Source organism: Hymenobacter properus, from assembly GCF_015694735.1.
In the GTDB taxonomy this organism is placed as follows: domain Bacteria; phylum Bacteroidota; class Bacteroidia; order Cytophagales; family Hymenobacteraceae; genus Hymenobacter; species Hymenobacter properus.
The window spans coordinates 1416119-1434791 of record NZ_JADQDP010000001.1 but is presented as its reverse complement, the minus strand read 5'-3'; the positions used below and the strand labels follow the sequence as shown (position 1 = coordinate 1434791).

Annotated in this window: 21 protein-coding genes and 1 tRNA gene; 12 read left to right on the top strand and 10 right to left on the bottom strand. The window is 60.8% G+C overall.

The window, feature by feature from the left end; genetic code table 11:
* Positions 1–31: 31 nt before the first annotated feature.
* Together I2I01_RS05970 and I2I01_RS05965 are read left to right on the top strand one after the other, a co-directional pair.
* Positions 32–418, top strand: a complete 387-nt coding sequence (locus tag I2I01_RS05970; RefSeq protein ID WP_196285487.1) for a response regulator — start codon at positions 32–34, stop codon at positions 416–418.
* A gap of 98 nt (positions 419–516) precedes the next feature.
* A complete protein-coding gene (locus I2I01_RS05965; RefSeq protein ID WP_196285486.1) occupies positions 517–1284 on the top strand; it encodes an MBL fold metallo-hydrolase in 768 nt (255 codons plus the stop codon).
* Between the two features lie 30 nt (positions 1285–1314).
* Here I2I01_RS05965 and I2I01_RS05960 read toward each other — a convergent pair whose 3' ends face one another.
* Positions 1315–1479 carry a hypothetical protein gene (locus I2I01_RS05960; protein ID WP_196285485.1) on the bottom strand — a complete coding sequence of 55 codons (165 nt, stop codon included), beginning with the start codon at positions 1477–1479 and terminating at the stop codon, positions 1315–1317.
* Positions 1480–1921: 442 nt separating this feature from the next.
* On the opposite strand from I2I01_RS05960, the gene I2I01_RS05955 reads away from it, so the two are divergent.
* Complete coding sequence (locus I2I01_RS05955) at positions 1922–3532, top strand: NFACT RNA binding domain-containing protein (RefSeq protein WP_196285484.1); 1611 nt, start codon at positions 1922–1924, stop codon at positions 3530–3532.
* A gap of 135 nt (positions 3533–3667) precedes the next feature.
* On the opposite strand, the gene uxuA is transcribed toward I2I01_RS05955, so the two are convergent.
* The 4 genes from uxuA to I2I01_RS05935 all read right to left on the bottom strand — a co-directional run bounded on the left by uxuA (position 3668) and on the right by I2I01_RS05935 (position 7788).
* Entirely contained in the window at positions 3668–4831 is a 1164-nt protein-coding gene (gene uxuA, locus I2I01_RS05950) for a mannonate dehydratase (RefSeq protein WP_196285483.1), read from the bottom strand.
* A gap of 154 nt (positions 4832–4985) precedes the next feature.
* Positions 4986–5408, bottom strand: a complete 423-nt coding sequence (locus I2I01_RS05945) for an SDR family NAD(P)-dependent oxidoreductase (protein ID WP_196285482.1) — start codon at positions 5406–5408, stop codon at positions 4986–4988.
* Between the two features lie 453 nt (positions 5409–5861).
* On the bottom strand, positions 5862–7292 hold the full coding sequence (locus tag I2I01_RS05940; RefSeq protein WP_196285481.1) for a T9SS type A sorting domain-containing protein: 1431 nt from the start codon (positions 7290–7292) through the stop codon (positions 5862–5864).
* 414 nt (positions 7293–7706) lie between these two features.
* Positions 7707–7788: transfer RNA gene (locus tag I2I01_RS05935), tRNA-Leu, on the bottom strand.
* Between the two features lie 200 nt (positions 7789–7988).
* Between I2I01_RS05935 and I2I01_RS05930 the strand changes: the two genes are divergently transcribed.
* Positions 7989–8453, top strand: coding sequence for a low affinity iron permease family protein (locus I2I01_RS05930; RefSeq protein WP_196285480.1), 465 nt, complete (start codon positions 7989–7991; stop codon positions 8451–8453).
* 109 nt (positions 8454–8562) lie between these two features.
* Here the strand turns inward: I2I01_RS05930 and I2I01_RS05925 are convergent, their stop codons facing one another.
* Positions 8563–9225 (bottom strand): Dps family protein, encoded by a 663-nt coding sequence (locus I2I01_RS05925; protein WP_196285479.1) that lies wholly within the window; start codon positions 9223–9225, stop codon positions 8563–8565.
* Positions 9226–9342: 117 nt separating this feature from the next.
* Here I2I01_RS05925 and I2I01_RS05920 point away from each other — a divergent pair, with 117 nt between their 5' ends.
* Positions 9343–10071, top strand: a complete 729-nt coding sequence (locus tag I2I01_RS05920) for a VIT1/CCC1 transporter family protein (RefSeq protein ID WP_196285478.1) — start codon at positions 9343–9345, stop codon at positions 10069–10071.
* A gap of 147 nt (positions 10072–10218) precedes the next feature.
* Positions 10219–11049 carry a polyphosphate kinase 2 family protein gene (locus I2I01_RS05915; RefSeq protein ID WP_196285477.1) on the top strand — a complete coding sequence of 277 codons (831 nt, stop codon included), beginning with the start codon at positions 10219–10221 and terminating at the stop codon, positions 11047–11049.
* 18 nt (positions 11050–11067) lie between these two features.
* Here the strand turns inward: I2I01_RS05915 and I2I01_RS05910 are convergent, their stop codons facing one another.
* From I2I01_RS05910 to I2I01_RS05900, 3 genes are all read right to left on the bottom strand, one after another.
* Entirely contained in the window at positions 11068–12858 is a 1791-nt protein-coding gene (locus tag I2I01_RS05910; RefSeq protein WP_196285476.1) for an ABC transporter ATP-binding protein, read from the bottom strand.
* 221 nt (positions 12859–13079) lie between these two features.
* On the bottom strand, positions 13080–13451 hold the full coding sequence (locus I2I01_RS05905) for a DoxX family protein (RefSeq protein WP_196285475.1): 372 nt from the start codon (positions 13449–13451) through the stop codon (positions 13080–13082).
* A 170-nt stretch (positions 13452–13621) separates the two neighbouring features.
* Positions 13622–13789 carry a hypothetical protein gene (locus I2I01_RS05900; protein ID WP_196285474.1) on the bottom strand — a complete coding sequence of 56 codons (168 nt, stop codon included), beginning with the start codon at positions 13787–13789 and terminating at the stop codon, positions 13622–13624.
* 379 nt (positions 13790–14168) lie between these two features.
* Here I2I01_RS05900 and I2I01_RS05895 point away from each other — a divergent pair, with 379 nt between their 5' ends.
* Both I2I01_RS05895 and I2I01_RS05890 read left to right on the top strand, forming a co-directional pair.
* Positions 14169–14531: an STAS domain-containing protein gene (locus I2I01_RS05895; RefSeq protein WP_196285473.1), complete on the top strand. Its 363-nt coding sequence runs from the start codon at positions 14169–14171 to the stop codon at positions 14529–14531.
* Between the two features lie 42 nt (positions 14532–14573).
* Entirely contained in the window at positions 14574–14840 is a 267-nt protein-coding gene (locus I2I01_RS05890) for an antitoxin VbhA family protein (protein ID WP_196285472.1), read from the top strand.
* A gap of 241 nt (positions 14841–15081) precedes the next feature.
* Here I2I01_RS05890 and I2I01_RS05885 read toward each other — a convergent pair whose 3' ends face one another.
* Positions 15082–15282, bottom strand: coding sequence for a hypothetical protein (locus I2I01_RS05885; RefSeq protein ID WP_196285471.1), 201 nt, complete (start codon positions 15280–15282; stop codon positions 15082–15084).
* 406 nt (positions 15283–15688) lie between these two features.
* Here I2I01_RS05885 and I2I01_RS05880 point away from each other — a divergent pair, with 406 nt between their 5' ends.
* The 4 genes from I2I01_RS05880 to I2I01_RS05865 all read left to right on the top strand — a co-directional run bounded on the left by I2I01_RS05880 (position 15689) and on the right by I2I01_RS05865 (position 18635).
* Positions 15689–16102, top strand: a complete 414-nt coding sequence (locus I2I01_RS05880) for a hypothetical protein (protein WP_196285470.1) — start codon at positions 15689–15691, stop codon at positions 16100–16102.
* Between the two features lie 646 nt (positions 16103–16748).
* Positions 16749–17855, top strand: coding sequence for a cytochrome-c peroxidase (locus I2I01_RS05875; RefSeq protein ID WP_196285469.1), 1107 nt, complete (start codon positions 16749–16751; stop codon positions 17853–17855).
* A 196-nt stretch (positions 17856–18051) separates the two neighbouring features.
* Entirely contained in the window at positions 18052–18273 is a 222-nt protein-coding gene (locus I2I01_RS05870) for a heavy metal-binding domain-containing protein (protein WP_196285468.1), read from the top strand.
* A 146-nt stretch (positions 18274–18419) separates the two neighbouring features.
* On the top strand, positions 18420–18635 hold the full coding sequence (locus tag I2I01_RS05865) for a heavy-metal-associated domain-containing protein (protein ID WP_196285467.1): 216 nt from the start codon (positions 18420–18422) through the stop codon (positions 18633–18635).
* The last annotated feature ends 38 nt before the right edge of the window (positions 18636–18673 follow it).

Here is an 18673-nt window from a genome sequence, read left to right as displayed (position 1 = left end):
TACCTCCCCCAATTATTCCAACCTTACGCGCATGTCCGTCGACAACCAATCCAAAACCATCCTGATTGCTGAGGACAGCTCGGTGATTCTCAACCTCACCCGCAAAATTCTCGAGCTTCAGAAATACAAAATCGTGCTGGCAAAAAACGGCGGCGAGGTCCTGAAGCAAATCGAAACCAATCCCATTGATTGCGTGCTGATGGACATCAACATTCCCGTGAAGGATGGGATGCAGTGCACCCGCGAAATCCGGGCCCACGAAGACCCCAAAATCAGCAAGTTGCCCATCATTGCCATCACCGGCAACGCCAACAACTACTCGATGGACCAGTTCCGCGAGGCCGGCGTGACCGACTACCTGCCCAAGCCCCTCGACTTCGACGCCCTGGTGCGCGTGGTGAAGCAATACGTGGGCTAAAGCAGTTAAGAGTTAGGAGTGAAGAGTTAGGAGTTGAATCGGAAATGTATTTTGATTCAACCCTAACTCTTCACTCCTAACTCTTCACTCTTAACTTAATGAATGTAACATTCTTAGGTACGGGTACCTCGTCGGGCGTGCCCATGATTGGGTGCTCCTGCGCTGTGTGCCGCTCCCTCGACCACCGCGACAAGCGCCTGCGCGTGTCGGTGCACGTGCAGGTGGACGGGCGCAGCTTTGTGATTGATTCGGGGCCCGACTTTCGGCAGCAGATGCTGCGCGCGGGCACCACGCACCTCGATGCGCTGCTGTTCACGCACGAGCACAAGGACCACACCGCCGGCCTCGACGACATCCGGGCCTTCAACTTCCGGCAGCAAACCGACATGCCGGTGTATGGCGAGCCGCGGGTGCTAAGCCAGTTGCAGCAGGAGTTTGCCTACATTTTTGCCGAGCACAAGTACCCCGGCGTGCCCCGCGTGACGCTGCACGCCATTGAGCGCGACGACGAGCCCTTTGACGTGCAGGGCGTGTCGGTGCTGCCCTTGCGGGCCATGCACCACCGCCTGCCGGTGCTGGGCTTCCGCATTGGCGGGTTCTGCTACCTCACCGACGCCAACCACCTCGGCCCCGAAACCCGCGCCCAGCTGCGCGACGCCGACGTCATCGTGCTCAACGCCCTGCGGCGTGAGGAGCACATTTCGCACTTCACGCTGGCCCAGGCCCTGGCCGTGCTCGAAGAGGCCCAGCCCAAGCGGGCCTTCCTCACGCACATCAGCCACCAGCTGGGCCGCCACCAGGATGTGGAAGCGGAGCTGCCGGCCTGGGTGCGCCTGGCGTATGATGGGCTGGTGGTGGAGGTGTAAGTCGGTGGCTGATGTGCGCTGGTAAAGGCGCTACTTGGCCACGCGAAACGTGCATTTGATGTTTTCCTTGGTGGCTGCGTGGTAGTCGCCTTGCACTTGCCATTTCACATAGGTAAGCAAATAGCGCCGGCCATTGGCACGCACGCTGGCCGTGTCAATCCAGTCGCTTCCTCGCGAGCCTAGGATGGTGGGCATAACGAGCTGCTGCGTGGCGCCCTGGGCGTCAGTTATGCGAAGTGTGGGCCGGGCGTAATCGGCCGCGAAGCAGTTCGCATTGCGGGGGCAAATGCTGAATTGCAGGTCCGTTAAGGCGAGTGTTAGCTCGGGCTGCGCAAGTTGCGGCAAAGTAGCTTGCTGTCGATAAGACAATAGAAAGTCCTGGTTAAACTCCGCCGCGACAGTGGCAGGGCTTTCGACCTCATCCTTTTTGCATGAAAACAAGCTGAGGGTTAGAATGCTGAGAAGAAAGTGCTTGTTCATGGAGCGCTAAGTTGGACGAATGAAACCGTTGGGCTTAGGGCTGACCGGGCTGAATCGTTGTTCGTTGCGCGCAAAGGCCTAAATTTCCCGTCCCTTTCTACGCTGGTAATTACTGTCGGCATTCAGGCTGCAACCTACCAGCAAATTGTCCTGTCTTATGCACACCAATTATTACTTCCTGCGCCAGCTAGCTCCAGCGCTCACCGAGCGGCTGCGGGGCTACCGGGTGGCCGTGTGCTTCACACAGGAGAAGGATGAGCTGGTAATAGGCCTTACCAATGGCAGCCAGGAATTCTGGCTGAAGGCGCAACTGGGCGCAACTTTCCCGGCGCTGGCGCTGCCCGAAACCTTCCAGCGGGCCCGCGCCAACTCGGTCGATTTATTTCCGGACATGCTGGGCGAGCAGGTGGAAAGCGTGGCCGCCTGGCCGCAGGACCGGGTGCTGCAGGTGAACTTCCGCAGCGGCGCCCGGCTGGTGTTCAAGCTATACGGCCCGCGCCCGAACGCCATTTTCCGCACCGCGCCTGACGCGCCGGCGCAGTTGTTTCAGCAAAAGCTGCTCGCCGATGCGGAGTTGAAACCCCAGCCGCCGGTGCCATCCACGAAATCCGACCAATCCGAAAAATCCGCTGAATCCGTGGTTCAGACCCCGGCTCCTGGCAAGCTGCCCCCACCGCTGGCCGACCTGCCCCTGCGCTACCTGCGCACCCAAGGCTACGACCAGGCCACGCCGGAAGCCAAAACCCGGCTGGTGAACCAAATGCTGGCCCAGCTGGAAAAGCCCGCGCATTATTACGTCATCCAGTTCGAGGGGCGCACTCGGCTGAGCTTGTTGCCGCTGGGGGAAATACTAGAGACGCTGCCCGGCGATGACCCCATTGCCGCGCTGCGCCGTTTTGTGCCCATGGCCCTGGGCCGCCGGGCGCTGGAAATGGAAACCAAGCAGCTGCGCCAGCTGCTGGAGCGCCGCGCTGATGAGGCCAGCACGGCGGCGGCCCACGCCCGCCAGCGCCTGCACGCCCTGGCTCACGAGGCCGGCTACCGCCACACCGCCGACCTCATCATGGCCCATCTGCACGAGATTCCGGCGCGGGCCGAGCAGATTGAGGTGCTGGATTTCTACACCAACCAGCCCAAAGTCATCAAGCTGAAGCCCAACGAAAAGCCGCAGCTCACCGCCGAAAACCTTTACCGCAAGGGCAAGAACCAGCAAATCGAGGAGCGCCAGCTCACCGAGCGCATTGCCCGGCGCGAGGCCGAGGCCTTCACGGCCCTAGAGCGGCTCGAAGAAATGGACAGCCAGCCGCAACTGGCCGAGCTGCGCGGCCTGCGCGCCTGGCGCAAGCTGCACGGCCTCGACCCCGCAGCTACGGCCGGTAAAGCTCCTGGGGAACTGCCCTTCAAGGTATTCGAGGACCGGGGCTTTACCATTCTGGTGGGCCGGAGCGCCGAAAACAATGACTTGCTGACCCAGAAATACGCGCACAAAGAGGACTTGTGGCTGCACGCCAAAGATGTATCGGGCTCACACGTCGTCATCCGGCACCGCGCCGGCCAACCCGTGCCGGAACCTGTGATAGAACACGCCGCCATGCTGGCCGGCTGGTATTCCAAACGCCAGCACGACAGCCTGTGCCCAGTGACGGTCACGCCCAAAAAATTCGTGCGCAAGCCCCGGGGTGCCCGGCCCGGCCAGGTGGTGGTAGAACGCGAACGGGTGGTGCTGGTGAAGCCCGGTAACCCGTTCGACAGGGACGAGGATAAGTAAGGAGAAGACTCTTTTCACAGCCGCGCCGTCTGTCATCCTGAGCGCAGCGAAGGACCTTCTCACGTTGATATGTTCAGCCGTGAGAAGGTCCTTCGCTGCGCTCAGGATGACAGTTTCGTGTATGGCAAGGCTGTTCTACAAACTCCGGCTGATGCCCATTTCCAAGCCGCGTAGCTCGGCCAGGCCGCGCAGGCGACCGATGGCAGAGTAGCCGGGGTTGGTTTTCTTCTTGAGGTCGTCGAGCATCTGGTGGCCGTGGTCGGGGCGCATGGGCAGGCTCACCTGGCGCTGGCGCATCACCTGCACCAGCTCGCGCATCACGCCGTACATGTCCACGTCGCCTTCGAGGTGGTTGGCTTCGTAGAAGTTGCCGTCGGCGTCGCGCTGGGTGCTGCGCAGGTGGATGAAGTGGATGCGCTCGGCAAATTGCTTCACCATGCCGGGCAGGTCGTTGTCGGCCCGCACGCCGAAGGAGCCAGTGCAAAAGCACAGCCCGTTGCTGAGCGAGGGCACGGCGGCTGCCAGCGCCGCCACGTCATCGGCGGTGCTCACCACGCGGGGCAGGCCCAGGATGGGGTAGGGCGGGTCGTCGGGGTGAATGGCCATGTTGATGCCCACCGACTCAGCCACCGGCACCACTTCCTGCAGGAACAGAATCAGGTGCTCGCGCAGCTTGGCTGCGTCGATGCCTTCGTAGGCGTCGAGCGCCTGCTGGAATTGCGCCAGCGTGAAGCTTTCCTCGCTGCCCGGCAGGCCGGCAATGATGTTGCGCTGCAGCTGTTGCTTCTCCTCGTCGCTCATGGCGGCGAAGCGGGTTTCGGCCTTCTGCAGCTCCTCGGGCGAGTAATCCTGAGCGGCGTTCCGGCGCTTGAGCAACTGGGTATCGAAGGCCACGAAGGCGGCTTTTTCGAAGCGCAGGGCCTTGGAGCCGTCTTCTACCTCGTAGGCCAAATCGGTGCGCGTCCAGTCGAGGACGGGCATGAAGTTGTAGGTAACGGTGAAGATGCCGCAGGCCGCCAGGTTGCGCAGCGACTCCTGGTAATTAGTGATGTAGTGCTGGAAGTTACCGGTGCGGGTCTTGATGTTTTCGTGCACGGGCACGCTTTCCACCACGCTCCAGGTGAGGCCGGCGGCAGCCACTTCGGCCTGGCGTTTCTGGATTTCGGCCACGGGCCAAACCTGGCCGTTGGGGATGTGGTGGAGGGCGGATACCACGTCGGTAGCGCCGGCCTGGCGGATGTCGGCAAGGCTCACGGGGTCGTTGGGGCCGTACCAGCGCCAGCTTTGGATGATGGGCATTTTTTGAAAGAATAAGGTTTTATCAGAGCGTCATGCTGAGCGCAGCCGAAGCATCTCGCGTGCAATAGTAAACCCAATCCAAAGTATTACTCCCACACGCGAGATGCTTCGGCTGCGCTCAGCATGACGCACTCTATTGGAATGTGAAGCGGAACTACACGCCACTAAACGCATTGAAGCCCCCATCCACCACCACGGTCTCACAGTCCACAGCCCGGCGGGTATCCTCAATGCCGAGGTCAAACAGGTTCTGGCCGGGGCCCACAGTGGCGCCGGGTATGTTGCCGCCAGCGGCGTTCACCAAGCCGTCGATGCGGCCCCAGGTATGCATGATGGTGTCGCAAGCGGCCTGCATCTGGTCTACGTCGAGCACATCAGCCAACACGACCAGGCACTCGCCGCCAATTGCGCGAATAGCGGCGGCGCGGGCCTCGGCACGCTCAGCGTTACGGCCCAGGATGGCCACTTTGGCACCGGCTTCGGCCACGGCCAGCGACATGGATGCGCCCAGTACCCCGGTAGCCCCGGTAATGACGACGACTTTATCGGCTAGGAAGAATTGGTTTAGAGAGGGCATATAGGGGGTAGAAACGATGGTGGAGTGAATAATCAGCAGACGTTCAAAGCAAAATTAGAGTAGCTCTACCGACCCTTCCAGACGGATGGCATCTGAGGCGCCGCTACCCACCATGAGGTTGAATTTGCTGGGCTCGGCCACTCACTCCCGGCCGCGGGGGCGGGCCTGAGTGAGGTAAGGCGGCCGGGCAGAAACCGGCCAGGAAGGGCGAACAGTCCACTAAAGGTGTTAGCCGCCCCAATCCAAATGCTAGCAGTGGCCCGGACTTATCCACGAAAGCGTTTGCGGTGGTTTTGCCTGCTTACTCGTCCAACTCAGCCGTGAAAGCACAAGTAACTCCGTGGTTTAGCTCGAAAAAAAGCTTTTAAAGCAGACCGGCCCAACACAAGAAAGCCCCGCCGGCCACCTGCTGCAAGCAGATAACCGGCGGGGCTATTGTTTCGGCCGTTACGCTTATTGCGCGATGCGGCGGCTATACGAACCCGCGCTGGTGAGCAGGCGCACCACATAAATGCCCGTGGGCAACGATTGCAGGCCCAGCGTCCAGCGGCCCGGTTGCTCGGCGGGGGTGAGCGTGATTGACTGCACCCGGCCCAAGGCATCGAACACTTGCAGGGCCGCGCCCGTGCTGCCCAGCAGCTCGGCGGGCAGCTGGCTGCTCACCACCCATTCTTTAGCCGTTGGGCCAGGGTACACGTCGAGGCCTTGTCCCGGCTTGGTGCTGAGCTGCACCACGCGCACCGGCGAATAGCTGCTGCCCTTATCGAAATCGACTTGGCGCAGGCGGTAGTAGCTGGTGCCCGGCAGCGGCTGCTCGTCCACCACGCGGTAGATGGTGCGGGTTTGTGTGGTGCCCGCGCCCTCCACTGTGCGGTTGTCGCGGAACACTTTCCCATCGGCCGAGCGCTCCACTACAAAGCTTTGGCTGTTCTTTTCCGATGCCGTTTCCCAGTGCAGGGCCACTTGCTGGCGGTCCGTGGGAGTGGCCGTGAAAAGGGTCAGCTCCACGGGCAAGGGCCTGGGGCAAGTCGGTACCAGGGCATCGCAACTTCGTTCGTTGGTGTTGTTGCCGGCCACGGGCCCCATGTTGCACACCCCGGTGCTGCTGCCTAGGGCGCACACCCCAATTTTATTCGTGCAGTTCTGGGCAAGGTGGTTGAAGGCTCCATTGCCACCGAACACGCAGCCTTTCACCGATATATTGCCCGCGCCGCAAATCGTGTTGTTGGCGCCACCCGGCGTAAGGTCCAGGTTGCCAAGCACGTACATGGCGCCGTCGGCCACAATGTCAGAATTATACAGAATTGTATTGCAGGTGGTCGTGAGCGACGCCCCGCCTTGCACCATGATGGTGGCCTTGTTCACTCGCATCACCCCCGAGGTCACCGAACTGGGCGCGAATACCCGCAGGTTGGTTACCTTCTGCGAAGCCGAACCGTCGCCCACCCCCAGGTTGTAGTCGCCCGAGATGGTGCCGCCGTTGTTTACCACCACAGTGCCGCGGCTGGATATGTCCAACGACCCGCCGTCTTCGACCACAATGGAGCCCCCATTGCTCACCGTAATCAGGCCGTCGGCTTCCACCGTCAGGTGCGAGTGCACCGTGAGGCGCCCGGCCGAAACCGTGATGCTGCCCCCGGCCCCCACCACGTAGTCGCTATCGAGCGTGAGTGCGTAGTTAGAGTTCAGAAATACCCGGGCGTCGGTGTTTGACGCTGGCTGGGTCGGGCACGACCCACTGCCTACATCAAAGGTAGCCGTTGCCGAGAGGCCGCCCATGACCCCGGAACCCGTCGCAACATACGAGCACTGGCCCAATGCTACCATGGGGATGATGGCGCTGACCGCAGCCGCCATTACGCAAGTAACTATCGTCTTTTTCATAGCAGTAGTGACAACTCATGAGCCTTTTGGGATTTAATTCATAACTAATATAACTAATTTGTATGCAAATTGCAAGTGTATATTGAATAATTTATAGTATCAACCTTGATAATTCATCACTCATAAGTTTATTGTGCTATTAGTATAATGTTTGAATTCGACAGTTTAGGTATCAAGACAGGTAAAGTCCATTTAGAATTGCCAGAAACTATTTAATTAATTATTGACAAAACACAAATCTGTCTTTGCCTTACGCTGGAGCTTATTTGCTAGTAAGGTCCCTGAAGCAGGAGGCGGCCTGTCGTGGCAGGACCGCACAAGTCCATAGTTGCCACGCCAAAGCGGGCGCTGCGCAACAGCCGGAAACGACAATGGCCCGTTCCAGACGAGCTAGAACGGGCCATTGTGTTTGCGTGCGCGCGGGGAGATTCGAACTCCCACACCCGAAGGCACCACCCCCTCAAGATGGCGTGTCTACCAGTTTCACCACGTGCGCAAAAAGAGCAACCAAACCGGGTAATTCGGCCAAGGCCGGCGTCGCTGAGGTGGCGAAGCGGGTGCAAAGATAGCCGGCGGTGTTCGGGTTTACAAACACGTTGGACACATTTTCATCAAATGACCATCATTCAATCGTTTAACTTGCGCTCCCGCATAGAAAGCGTCGCACTTTCACGCCTATTGCCCCCATTCCAGCTGATGAAACACGCTTCCAAGCCTGACTCCACATCCTTTTTTGGCCGCATGGCCGAAGGCATTACCAAGTTTTCGGGCTCCACGGCCGCTTTCATTGCCGCGGCGGGCTTGGTGCTGGTGTGGGCCCTGACCGGGCCGCTGTTTCATTATTCCGAAACCTGGCAGCTGGTCATCAACACAGGTACCACTATCATCACGTTTTTGATGGTTTTTCTCATTCAGCGGGCCCAAAACAAGGATTCGCTGGTGCTGCACCTCAAGCTGAATGAGCTGCTGGCCGCCACCCAGGGCGCCAGCAACCGCCTCATCAACGCGCAAGACTTCTCTGAGGAGGAAATTAAAACCCTGCACGATTTCTACTGCATCCTAGCCGACCTGGCAAAAAAAGACAACGACCTGGGCAAAACCCACACCGTGGAGGAGGCCGAAGACAACCACAGCGAAAAGCTGGCCGCCCACGGAGAGTAGGGGAGACAGTAAAAACAGTAAAATAGGAAGGTGGGGAGTTGGGGTTTTGCCTGCGCAAACCGCGCAAGTCTTAACTCCAACTCCCCACCTTCCTATTTTACTGTCTTCCCTACTTGGCCTGAATCAGCGGCGAATCGACCACGTGCTCCGACACAAACCACACCTGCATCTCGTTGGTGCGGATGAGCTGGCTCACAATGAGGTCGTTGGTGCCGTCGTCGCCATCCTCGTCGGCTTTGTCGGCGTAGTCGTGGCAGTTTTTCAGCAGGCGCTGGTGGGCGTCGAGCAGGCGCGAGACCTGCACGGGGGCTTCTTCGCGGTCGCGGGGCACGCGCGGGATGCTGCTGAGCTCGGCCACGTCGTGGGCCATGGCCACGGCCACGCCGCCCAGAATCTGGATGCGCTCGGCAATGGCATCTACCAGCACCGACTGCTCTTCGTAGTGCTTGTCGTAGAGCAGGTGCAGCTGGTAGAAGGTGGGGCCCACCACCTGCCAGTGGTGTTTCTTGTACATGTCGCGCAGCGTGATGGTGTCGGCCAGCAGCTGGTTGAGGCCAGTGACGCTGTTCTGGCGGGTTTCTTCGCTGAGGCCGATGGGCAGGCGCTGGCTCACGGTGCCGTAGCGCTGGGTGGGGGCGGGGGCTTGGTTTTGCTGGGTGAGCACTGGCTGGATGTTCACGGCGGGGTTGGAGCCGTTGGAGCCTTTGGCCGATGGGGCTGCTTTTTTGGCGGCCGGTGCTTTGGAGGAAGCGGTTTTGGCGGAAGATGCCATGGGAAGAAAAACGAGTGAGGTGAAAGAAAACCGGAACGAGCCGGCAGCGAAAAAATCTGCTTCTGCGTACGTAAAGCACCCCGCCGGGTTAAGCCCATGCTCTTTAAAACTTGCTCCATGACCGAGCCAATTTCTACTACCCAGCTGCCGCAGGACCTGCACCCCGAAGACCACCTCACCAGCTCGGCCATGCTGCAGGACATCGTCATTGGCTTGTCCGACGGGCTCACTGTGCCGTTTGCACTAGCGGCGGGGCTAAGCGGGGCGGTGAGTTCCTCAGGGCTGGTTATCACGGCAGGCTTGGCCGAAATTGTGGCCGGTAGCATTGCCATGGGCCTGGGCGGCTACCTGGCCGGCCGCACCGAGGTGGAGCACTACGCCGCCGAGCTCAGCCGCGAGCACCGCGAGGTGCAGGAAGTGCCGGAGGTGGAGCGCGCCGAGGTAGACGAGCTGCTGGCTGATATGGGCCTGTCGGAAGCCACCCGCCGGCTGGCCGTGGCCGAGCTTACCGCCGACCCCGAGCAGTGGGTGAAATTCATGATGAAGTACGAGCTGGGGCTGGAAGAACCCGACCCCAAGCAGGCGCCCAAAAGTGCCGTCACCATCAGCCTGGCGTATGCCGTGGGCGGGCTCATCCCGCTCAGCGCCTATTTCGTGACGGACACGCCGGCGCAGGGGCTGCTGTGGTCGGCCGTTATCACGCTGTTGTGCCTGCTGGTATTTGGCTACTTTAAAAGCCGTATGACGGGCCAGCCCCCGGTAGCGGGCGCCGTGAAAATGGCCGTGGTAGGGGCGCTGGCCGCTGCGGCGGCTTTCGGCATTGCGCGGCTGGTGGGCGGGGCGTAGAAAGCAGCTGTCATCCTGAGCAAAGCGAAGGACCTTCTCACTTATGAACGACTGGCAGTAATAAATGCGCCAAACGTGAAAAAGTCCCTCGCTGCGCTCAGGAAGACAGACGATAAAATTCTCAATCAAACTGACCAATTCTCAACCATGCAGTTCAAGCTTCCCAAAACGCCGGCCGTGTACGTCGAAGGCAAGGATTTCAAGCTCGCCGACGTTGACCCCGACGACATCACGCCCTTCAAGCGTCGCCCCGATGACAAGGCCGACGCAGAACCACGCCTTATCGAGTTGCGGAAGCGCCTGAGCGTGCTACAGGAGCTGCTTTATGCTGAGCACAAGCGCAGCCTGCTCATCGTGCTGCAAGCCATGGACACGGGCGGCAAGGACGGTGCCATCGAGAATCTGCTCACCGGCGTGAATCCGGCCGGCGTGCAGGTGGCCACGTTCAAGGCGCCGTCGAAGGAGGAATTGGACCACGACTTTCTGTGGCGGGTACACGCCCACGCACCGAAGCAAGGCCACATCACGGTGTTCAACCGCTCGCACTACGAAGACGTGCTTATCACCCGCGTGCACGGCCTGATTGACGAGAAAACCTGCCAGCAGCACTACGACGACATCAACAACTTCGAGCAGCTGCTGCGGCACAGCGGCACGCGCATCCTCAAGTTTTTCCTGCACATCTCCAAAGAGGAGCAGGCCCAGCGCCTGCAGGCCCGCCTAGACGACCCTGCCAAAAACTGGAAATTCGACCCCAACGACCTCAAGGAGCGCGCCTATTGGGACGATTACCAGGCCGCCTACGAAGCGGCTTTGCGAAACTGCTCCTCGGAAAAAGCGCCCTGGTTTGTGGTGCCCGCCAACCACAAATGGGCTCGCGACCTGGCCATCACTGAAATTGTGGTGGCCGCGCTGGAGGACATGAACCCGCAGCCGCCGGAGCCGGATTTCGACGTGAAAGCGCAGGTGATTGAGTAGGCTAGCGCGCCAGCAAGTTTACATTGCTACGGCACCAGTCAGGGCGTCCTCCTTGCGCTCGCCAATCTGTTGGCGCCACATGGCGTAGTAGAGGCCTTTTTGGGCCAGCAGCTCCTCGTGGCGGCCCTGCTCGGCAATGTGGCCGCGCTCGAGCACGAAAATGCGGTCGGCGTGCAGGATGGTGCTCAGGCGGTGGGCAATGAGGATGGTCATGTGCTGGCGCGAGCCCGAAAGCTGCCGCACCGTCTTGCCGATTTCCTCCTCGGTGAGCGAGTCGAGGGCCGAAGTGGCTTCGTCGAACACCATGAGGGTGGGCTTGCGCAGCAGGGCGCGGGCAATGCTGAGGCGTTGCTTCTCGCCGCCCGACACCTTCACGCCGCCCTCGCCAATCACCGTGTCGAGGCCCAGCGGGGCGCGGGCCAGCAGGGTGCCGGCCGCGGCCTGGCGCAGGGCCAGTAGGCATTCCTCATCGGTGGCGCCGGGGGCCACAAACTGCAGGTTTTCGCGGATGGTGCCGGCGAACAGCTGGGTGTCCTGCGTCACGAAGCCGATTTGCTCGCGCAGCTCATCGAGGTCGATTTCCGAGCCGGGGATGCCGTTGTAGCGAATCTGGCCCGCCAGGGGCGGATAGAGGCCCACCAGCAGCTTCACCAGCGTGGTTTTGCCCGAGCCCGAGGGGCCCACGAAGGCAATGGTTTCGCCCAGCTTGGTGGTGAAGGTGATGTTGGTGAGGGCCTGGTTGTTGGCCGTGAGGTGCTTGAAGCTGACGTGGTCGAAGGCCAGGTTTTCGATGTGGGCCACCGATTTGGGCTCGGCCGGCTTCACGTCCTTGGGCGTGTCGAGGATGGTTTGGAAGTTGCCCAGCGAAATCTCGGTTTCGCGGTAAATACCAATGATGGCGCCCAGTTCCTGCAGCGGCCCGAAGATGGAGAAGGAGTAGATGAAGAACGAGAAAAACTGCCCCAGGCTGATGTGGCGCTGCACCAGCAGATAGAGCAGCAACAGCACAATGATGTTGCGCAGCAAGTTCACGAAGGTGCCCTGCACGAAGCTCAGCGAGCGCAGGTAGCGCACCTTGCGCAGCTCCAGCTTCAGGATTTTGTTGGTGGTGCCGTTCAGACGCTCCGTTTCTTGCTGGGCCAGGCCCAGGCTTTTGATGAGTTCGATGTTGCGCAGGCTCTCGGTGGTGGAGCCGGCCAGGGCCGTGGTTTCGGCCACAATGGTTTTCTGTATGACCTTGATGCGTTTGCTCAGCACGTAGCTCAAAATGCCCAGCAGCGGAATGGTGAGGAAGTAGCCCAGCGCAATGGGCCAGTACACCGTGATGGCGTACCACATCACGAACACAATGCCCACCAGCGCCGTGAACAGCACGTTCACGAAGGCCTGAATCAGCTTCTCCACATCCAGACGCACTTTCTGGAGCTTGCCCAGCGTCTCCCCCGAGCGCTGGTCCTCGAACACCTGGTAAGGCAGCTCCAGCGAGTGGCGCAGGCCATCGGAATACATTTTGGCCCCCAGCCGCTGGGTGATGACGTTGACGTAGTAGTCCTGAAAGTTCTTGGCGATGCGGCTCACCATGGCCGCGCCCAGCATCAGGCCGATGTAGGGCAGGGCCTCGCGCAAAAACGGCCCGAACGGCACCAGGTGCACGGCGCCAAGGCCACCGTCTTTGGGCGCAAAGTGGTCGATTAGCTTGCGGAAGAAATAGGGGTCGAGCAGCGAAAAGACCTGGTTGATGGCGGCCAGCCCGAGGGCCAGCACCAGCAGCGGCCAGTAGTTGCGCAGGTAGCTATAGAGGATTTTCATGAAAGCAAAACAGAAGCCCGGCCGGGCCGGCCGTAAGGCTAGCAACCCGGCCGGGCGGCAATGGTTTGACCCGTCAGCATGAGAGGAGCTGAAAACGGAAAAGAACGTCATGCTGAGCGCAGCCGAAGCATCTCTACCGCGCAACGCAATTCATGTTTACTACAGCGGTAGAGATGCTTCGGCTGCGCTCAGCATGACGTTTTTATAAAGAAGCACCGCTTCTACACCGTGCGTACGGCTTGGCGGCTGCGCAACAGATACACTACCACCAGCAACACCAGCGCTACCAGCGCCGGTATGCCTTTGGCAATACCACCGGGAATCTTAGTGGCGTGCATAAACACGGCCCCAATCATGATAATGATAAGACCAAGGGCCGCCAGGCGCACCGTGCGCGGCACCAGTAATCCGATTCCGCCCAGCAGCTCGGCCACGCCCACCACGGTGGCCAGCACGCCCGGCAGCCCCATGCCTTCAAAGTTTTTGGCGGTGCCGTCCAGGTCTATCAGCTTGTGGACGCCGGCATTGATAAACATGGCCGCCAGCAAGGCTTGCAGTATCCAGGCAATGATGTTGCGTACAGAAGGGCTCATAAAAACAGGAAAAGGGTGAGGGGTGAAGGTTACGGAGTACCGGCCAACGGGGCCAGCCAGCCCGCAGACGCAGGCCGCGCAATATTACTTTAACCCCAACAAAAACACCCTCTTCACCAGCAGGGCAAAGCGGGTGTTGATGGATAAGCTGCCGCTGTTGGCGGCGGGCTTTAGCGGTTGCCGCCGCTGGCCTGGCCGCCTCTGCGGCCGGCCTCGGCGTGCTGCTCTTTGCCGCCGCCGCGCTCCGACTTGCCGCCGTTGCTGGCTTCGCCGCCCTTGCGGCCTGCTTCGGCGTGCTGCTCCGAGCTGCCGCCGCGTTGCTTTTGGTTGTTGGCCATGATTGAAAAAATGGAAATGTGGAAAGAAAGAACACCGCCTCTAACGACCTCATCACGGGCCCGGATACCACTGATGAGGTCAAAAACGGCCTTTTTCTCCAAAATCTTTCTTTCTGCGGAGGGCGGGCTACGGGTTTTCCGGCGCTACCAGCAAGAGTAGTTTAGGCCGCAAAACCCCAGCTTTAAAATAAGATTTATCCCGGTTGAAATATCAGTATTAACCACTGTCTAAACCCGTACTTTTCCACTGGATTTTTGAATATAGAATAAATTAAATTTGTAAGCCGCGTCTTCCATTATCCTCCTTAATATTTCTTTTCTGGAAGTCTGAGGCAGCTCCTTTATCGCTCTTAATCTCCATTATTCATTCCTGCCGATTATGACCGTTGTTTATCACGAATTACTGCCCGAGAGCTACCTGCTCATTCTCGCGCCCAGCCACGCTGAGGAGCCCGAAGCCGCCCTGGCCCACTCGCTGCACTGCGCCCAGCGCAGCGGCAAGGCCGCCGTGTGGGTCGATTGCGGCATGCTGCACTCGCTCTCCGATGAGGCGGTCCGGCTGCTGTGGGTGGCGCACCACCAACTCGAGGAAAAGCACGCCAAGCTGGTGCTGGTGCACGTGCCCGAGCGCGTGCGCCGCGACTTGCTGAAGCGCGAGCTGGGCCCCGCGCCCTGCATAGTGCCCACGCTACTGGACGCGGCCCGCCAAATGCCTCATGGCATTGAAAACACGCCGGACTAACGCCCGGCTCATTCCGAAATACACCGTTTTATTCTTTGTGTGATGTTTACCACGCTTTTCGGGTCCGTGCCCGACGACTTGCCGGCCGACCAGCGGGCCCACTGGCTGCGCCGCCAGGCCACCGCCCGCAACACCCTCGAAATTCAAAACCTGACCGGCACGCCCGCCAACGACGAAACGGTGGCTTTTTTCCAGCGCTATGTGCGCGGCGAAATCACGCTGGCCCAAGCCATCGCGCAAGTGCGCGAGCAAATGGCCCAGGAGCACCAGAGCTACCGGCGGTTTCTGGACCGGCGAAATAGTATCTGAGGGGTTCGTTCTGACGTGGGTGAAGCACCCACCAGAACGAACTCCAGCCGGCCCTATGCTGGCCGCAAGGTTGGATTCAGGAAGTGGGGCCTTGCGCTAAAACGGCCCTTCAACTCTCTGGCTTGACCACCGTGAATGCTCCGGTGCCGTCCCCGTTGGGCAGGAACCCGCGCAGCCGGTTGACATGCTTGTTGATTTCCTCGATGCGCTCTTCCTGCCACACGGGTAGGCGCCGCGACGCTCAGGCCCCGGCCGCTTCGTCGAGGGCGCGGCGCACTTCGGGCCAGCTCAGTTCGCCGGCCACGTAGCGGGCGTAGAGTTGCTGGGCAAGTGCCGTGGCGTGGGTTTTGAGCTTGGGGTGCGTGAGCTGCAGCTGGCGCAGTACATTGGCGCGCTGCTGGGGCGTTTGGGCGCTGGGCCCAAAGCGAGGGTCGTAGGCCATGGGTAGATGCAGGGAAATGGGATGAAGGCTTTCCTTGAACAAAGTTCCGGGCGGGAAGGCCGCAAGAACAGCGGGAGAATACGGATTTTGGGAACGGGGAATTACGGAAGGACGCTTCATGATGCCCCCGCCCAGCGCGACTATGCTACCAGCCTCGCGGCCCTGCGGGCCGTAATGGGCTCCTACGTGCTTCGTTTTTCGAACAAGCAGGTGCTACATCACCTGGATGGGAGTGCTGGAAATCATAAAAGCAACAATAACATAGCAGGTCGCTAACGTGGCCAGTTTCAAATGCCGAATTAAAACGTCATTAAAAATGCAAGGCTACCCCTCTCCCCAGCCAACCGTAGGCCGGCGAGTGAGGCGCCCCCTTTGTAGCTTTGGCCTCCTTCACCGGCCCCGCCTAATGTCGTCCACCGTGCAGTTTGCGTACCGCCCCGACCTCGATTTGTTTACCGCCCGCTGGCTCAGCCTAACTTCTGGCAGCACCGAGCGCGGCGAATACGAGGCCCTGCTACGAGCGCCTGAGGCCCTGGGCACCCCGCACTGGCTGCTCGACGTGCGCCGCCGCCCCACCACCACGCCCGAGGCCGCCCGCTGGGTTACCACCGACTGGCTGCCCCGCGCCGCCGCCCTGCTGCGGCCCGCCCGCCTGCGTCTGGCGTTTCTGGTGCCGCCCGTGCGGGCCGAAAACCTGCGCGCCGACCCGGCCTTGCACGCCATCATGAGCGCCGCCTACGCCCCCGGCCACCCCTTCGACCTGCGCACCTTTACCGACGAGGGCGCGGCCGTGGCCTGGCTGCTGGGACAGTTGGAATAGCCGCCGGGCCACGGCCATTGATGTAGTTCGGCAATGGCTTTGGCAGGGGGAAAATGGCTAGTCATACTGTGTAAATTTTAACCTGGGTTTAGGCGAAAGAGGTTCGTTTGTTGAACCGGGGAGGATTTCGGCGGCATAGCTGGGCTTGAGCGCAGCGGATTCACTCGCCCCTATTCTTTTATCACACCTTCTGCCGATAGCAACCCGCCCGCGCTGCCTCCACTCCGGGCAGTCATTTGAAGCTCCGCTGGCCTTGCGCACCCGCGCCGAGCTTTGCCGCGAATTCGCGACTCAAGTGGCCGAGCAGCACAGCGGCGGGCTCACTATGGACCCGCTCCCGGGGCGGGGCACCATTTTCAACTGCAAACTGGGCTTGTGAGGGGGCTTCGGCCTGATTATTGAGCAGCGAGCGGGACGCCGCCCAGCGGCTGGTTCTGCCGATGAAGGGCGCCGGCTGGTCGGGACCGGCGAACCTATTTGCGGGCCCGTTTGTACATTTGAAACCATACCCGCGTGGCTGGTGGTCAGCCTATTCGGTGCAGAAATGATGAAGTTTACTGCGATGCCGAAATGGGGCCGGGCCGATAGGGGCGTGGCCCGTATGTTTGCCACGGAGCACGTTCACGCTTCTTAACTTAATGCTTGCATGAAGATAAAATCGACTCTACTCGCCGGCCTGGGACTGCTACTGGCGCTGGCCAGCTGCAAGCACGACGCCGACACTGTGGACCCCGAAGGCGCTGTGGCGAAGCCCACGGCCTACAACCTGCAAGTGCCGAGCAACTTCCCGGCCCTGCCCGCCGCCCCGGCCGACAACCCCCTCACCAACGAGGGCGTGGCGCTGGGCCGGCAGCTTTTTTACGAAAAAGCGCTGTCGTTGAACAACACGGTGGCCTGTGCTTCCTGCCACCGGCAGGAACTGGCCTTCACCGACGGGCAGGCGCACGCCACGGGCGTGAACGGTACCACCACCCTGCGCGGCTCCATGAGCCTGGCCAACCTGGCCTGGGAGCCCAAACTGACCTGGGACGGCGCCGCCACCGGCCTCGAAAACCAGTCGCGCATTCCCATCGAAAACCCCCTGGAGATGCACCAGAGCCTGAGCGCCGGCGTGGCCAAGCTCCAGGCCACGGATACCTACCCGGCCCTGTTCCGCAAAGCCTTCGGCAGCAGCACCATCACCGAAGCCAACGTGCAGAAAGCCTTGGCGCAGTTCGAGCGCACCCTGATTTCGGGCAACTCGCGCTACGACCGGTTTAAGCGCGGCGACCCCACGGCCCTCACCGACTACGAGCAGCAGGGCATGGTCCTGTTCTACAAGCACCCCGAAGGCACTGCTTCCACCCGGGGCGGCAATTGCGGCGACTGCCACGCCGGCGACCTGCAAACCGACCACCAGTTCCGTAACAACGGCCTCGATGCCACCTTTACCGACCTCGGCCTGGGCGGCCTCACCGGCCAGCCCACCGACAATGGCAAGTTCCGGGTGCCCAGCCTGCGCAACATCGCCCTCACCGCACCCTACATGCACGACGGTCGCTTCGCCACCCTGGCGCAGGTGGTGGATCACTACGACCAGCACGTGGCGCTGAACAGCCCCAACATCGACCCCTTGCTGCTCAACACCACCAACAACCCCCTCGGCGGCTCCCGCCTGGACCTGACGGCCAGCGAAAGGGCCAAGATTGTGGCCTTCATGCTCACCCTCACCGATACCACGTTCATCAAAGACCCGCGTTTTGCCCGGCCTTAGGCCGCGCAGTAGCTTCTGCAACGCAAGCCCCAAAGCAGCCGCGTGCCGACGACAGCCTCTTTCGGAGAACTGTCGCCGCCATGCGGCTGTTGCGGTTAAAGGCAGCGAGCCGCCCGGGCAGAAGCGGGCGCGGCGCTAAATTTGTTGTTTCGGCGCATTTGCCACGCATTCATTTCTGCTTCTGATTCCCTCCGTTATGCTTTTATCCATTCGCGCCACCTTCGTTCTGGGCTTTTCGGCCGGTTTGCTTCTGCTAAGCGGCTGCGAGCAGCAGAAGCCCGCTGCCACCACGCCCGCTGCCCCGGCCGCTCCCGCTGCGCAGGTCCGCTACGAATGCCCCATGGGCTGCGCTGGCAGCCAGAGCAGCAAGCCCGGCAAGTGCCCGGTGTGCGAAATGGAGTTGGTGAAGAAGTCGTAACCGGCGCCGAGGGCCGGATTGTGAAAGTCTGGAGCGCAATTTTATGTAGCTGCGGAAGCAGTGGCTGGTAATTTTGCGAGGCCGTTTTTGGTTATATGCAATGCGGCTCTCGCGCGTTTGCGAGCCGCCTCAAACCTTACTCCGCCATGTCCACACTTCGTTTCAAAACCACCATCAACTGTGGCGGCTGCATCAAAGCCGTCACGCCCGCGCTCAACCAGGAAGTGGGCTCCAACAACTGGGAAGTCGACACCGCCAACCCCGACAAGATTCTGACCGTGAAAAACACCCAGGCCACCCCGGCCCAGGTAGTGAAAGCCGTGCAGGAAGCTGGGTTCGAGATTCAGGCGCTGGCTTCTTAAGACTGATAGGCAAGAAAACGTCGTGCTGCGGCCATGCT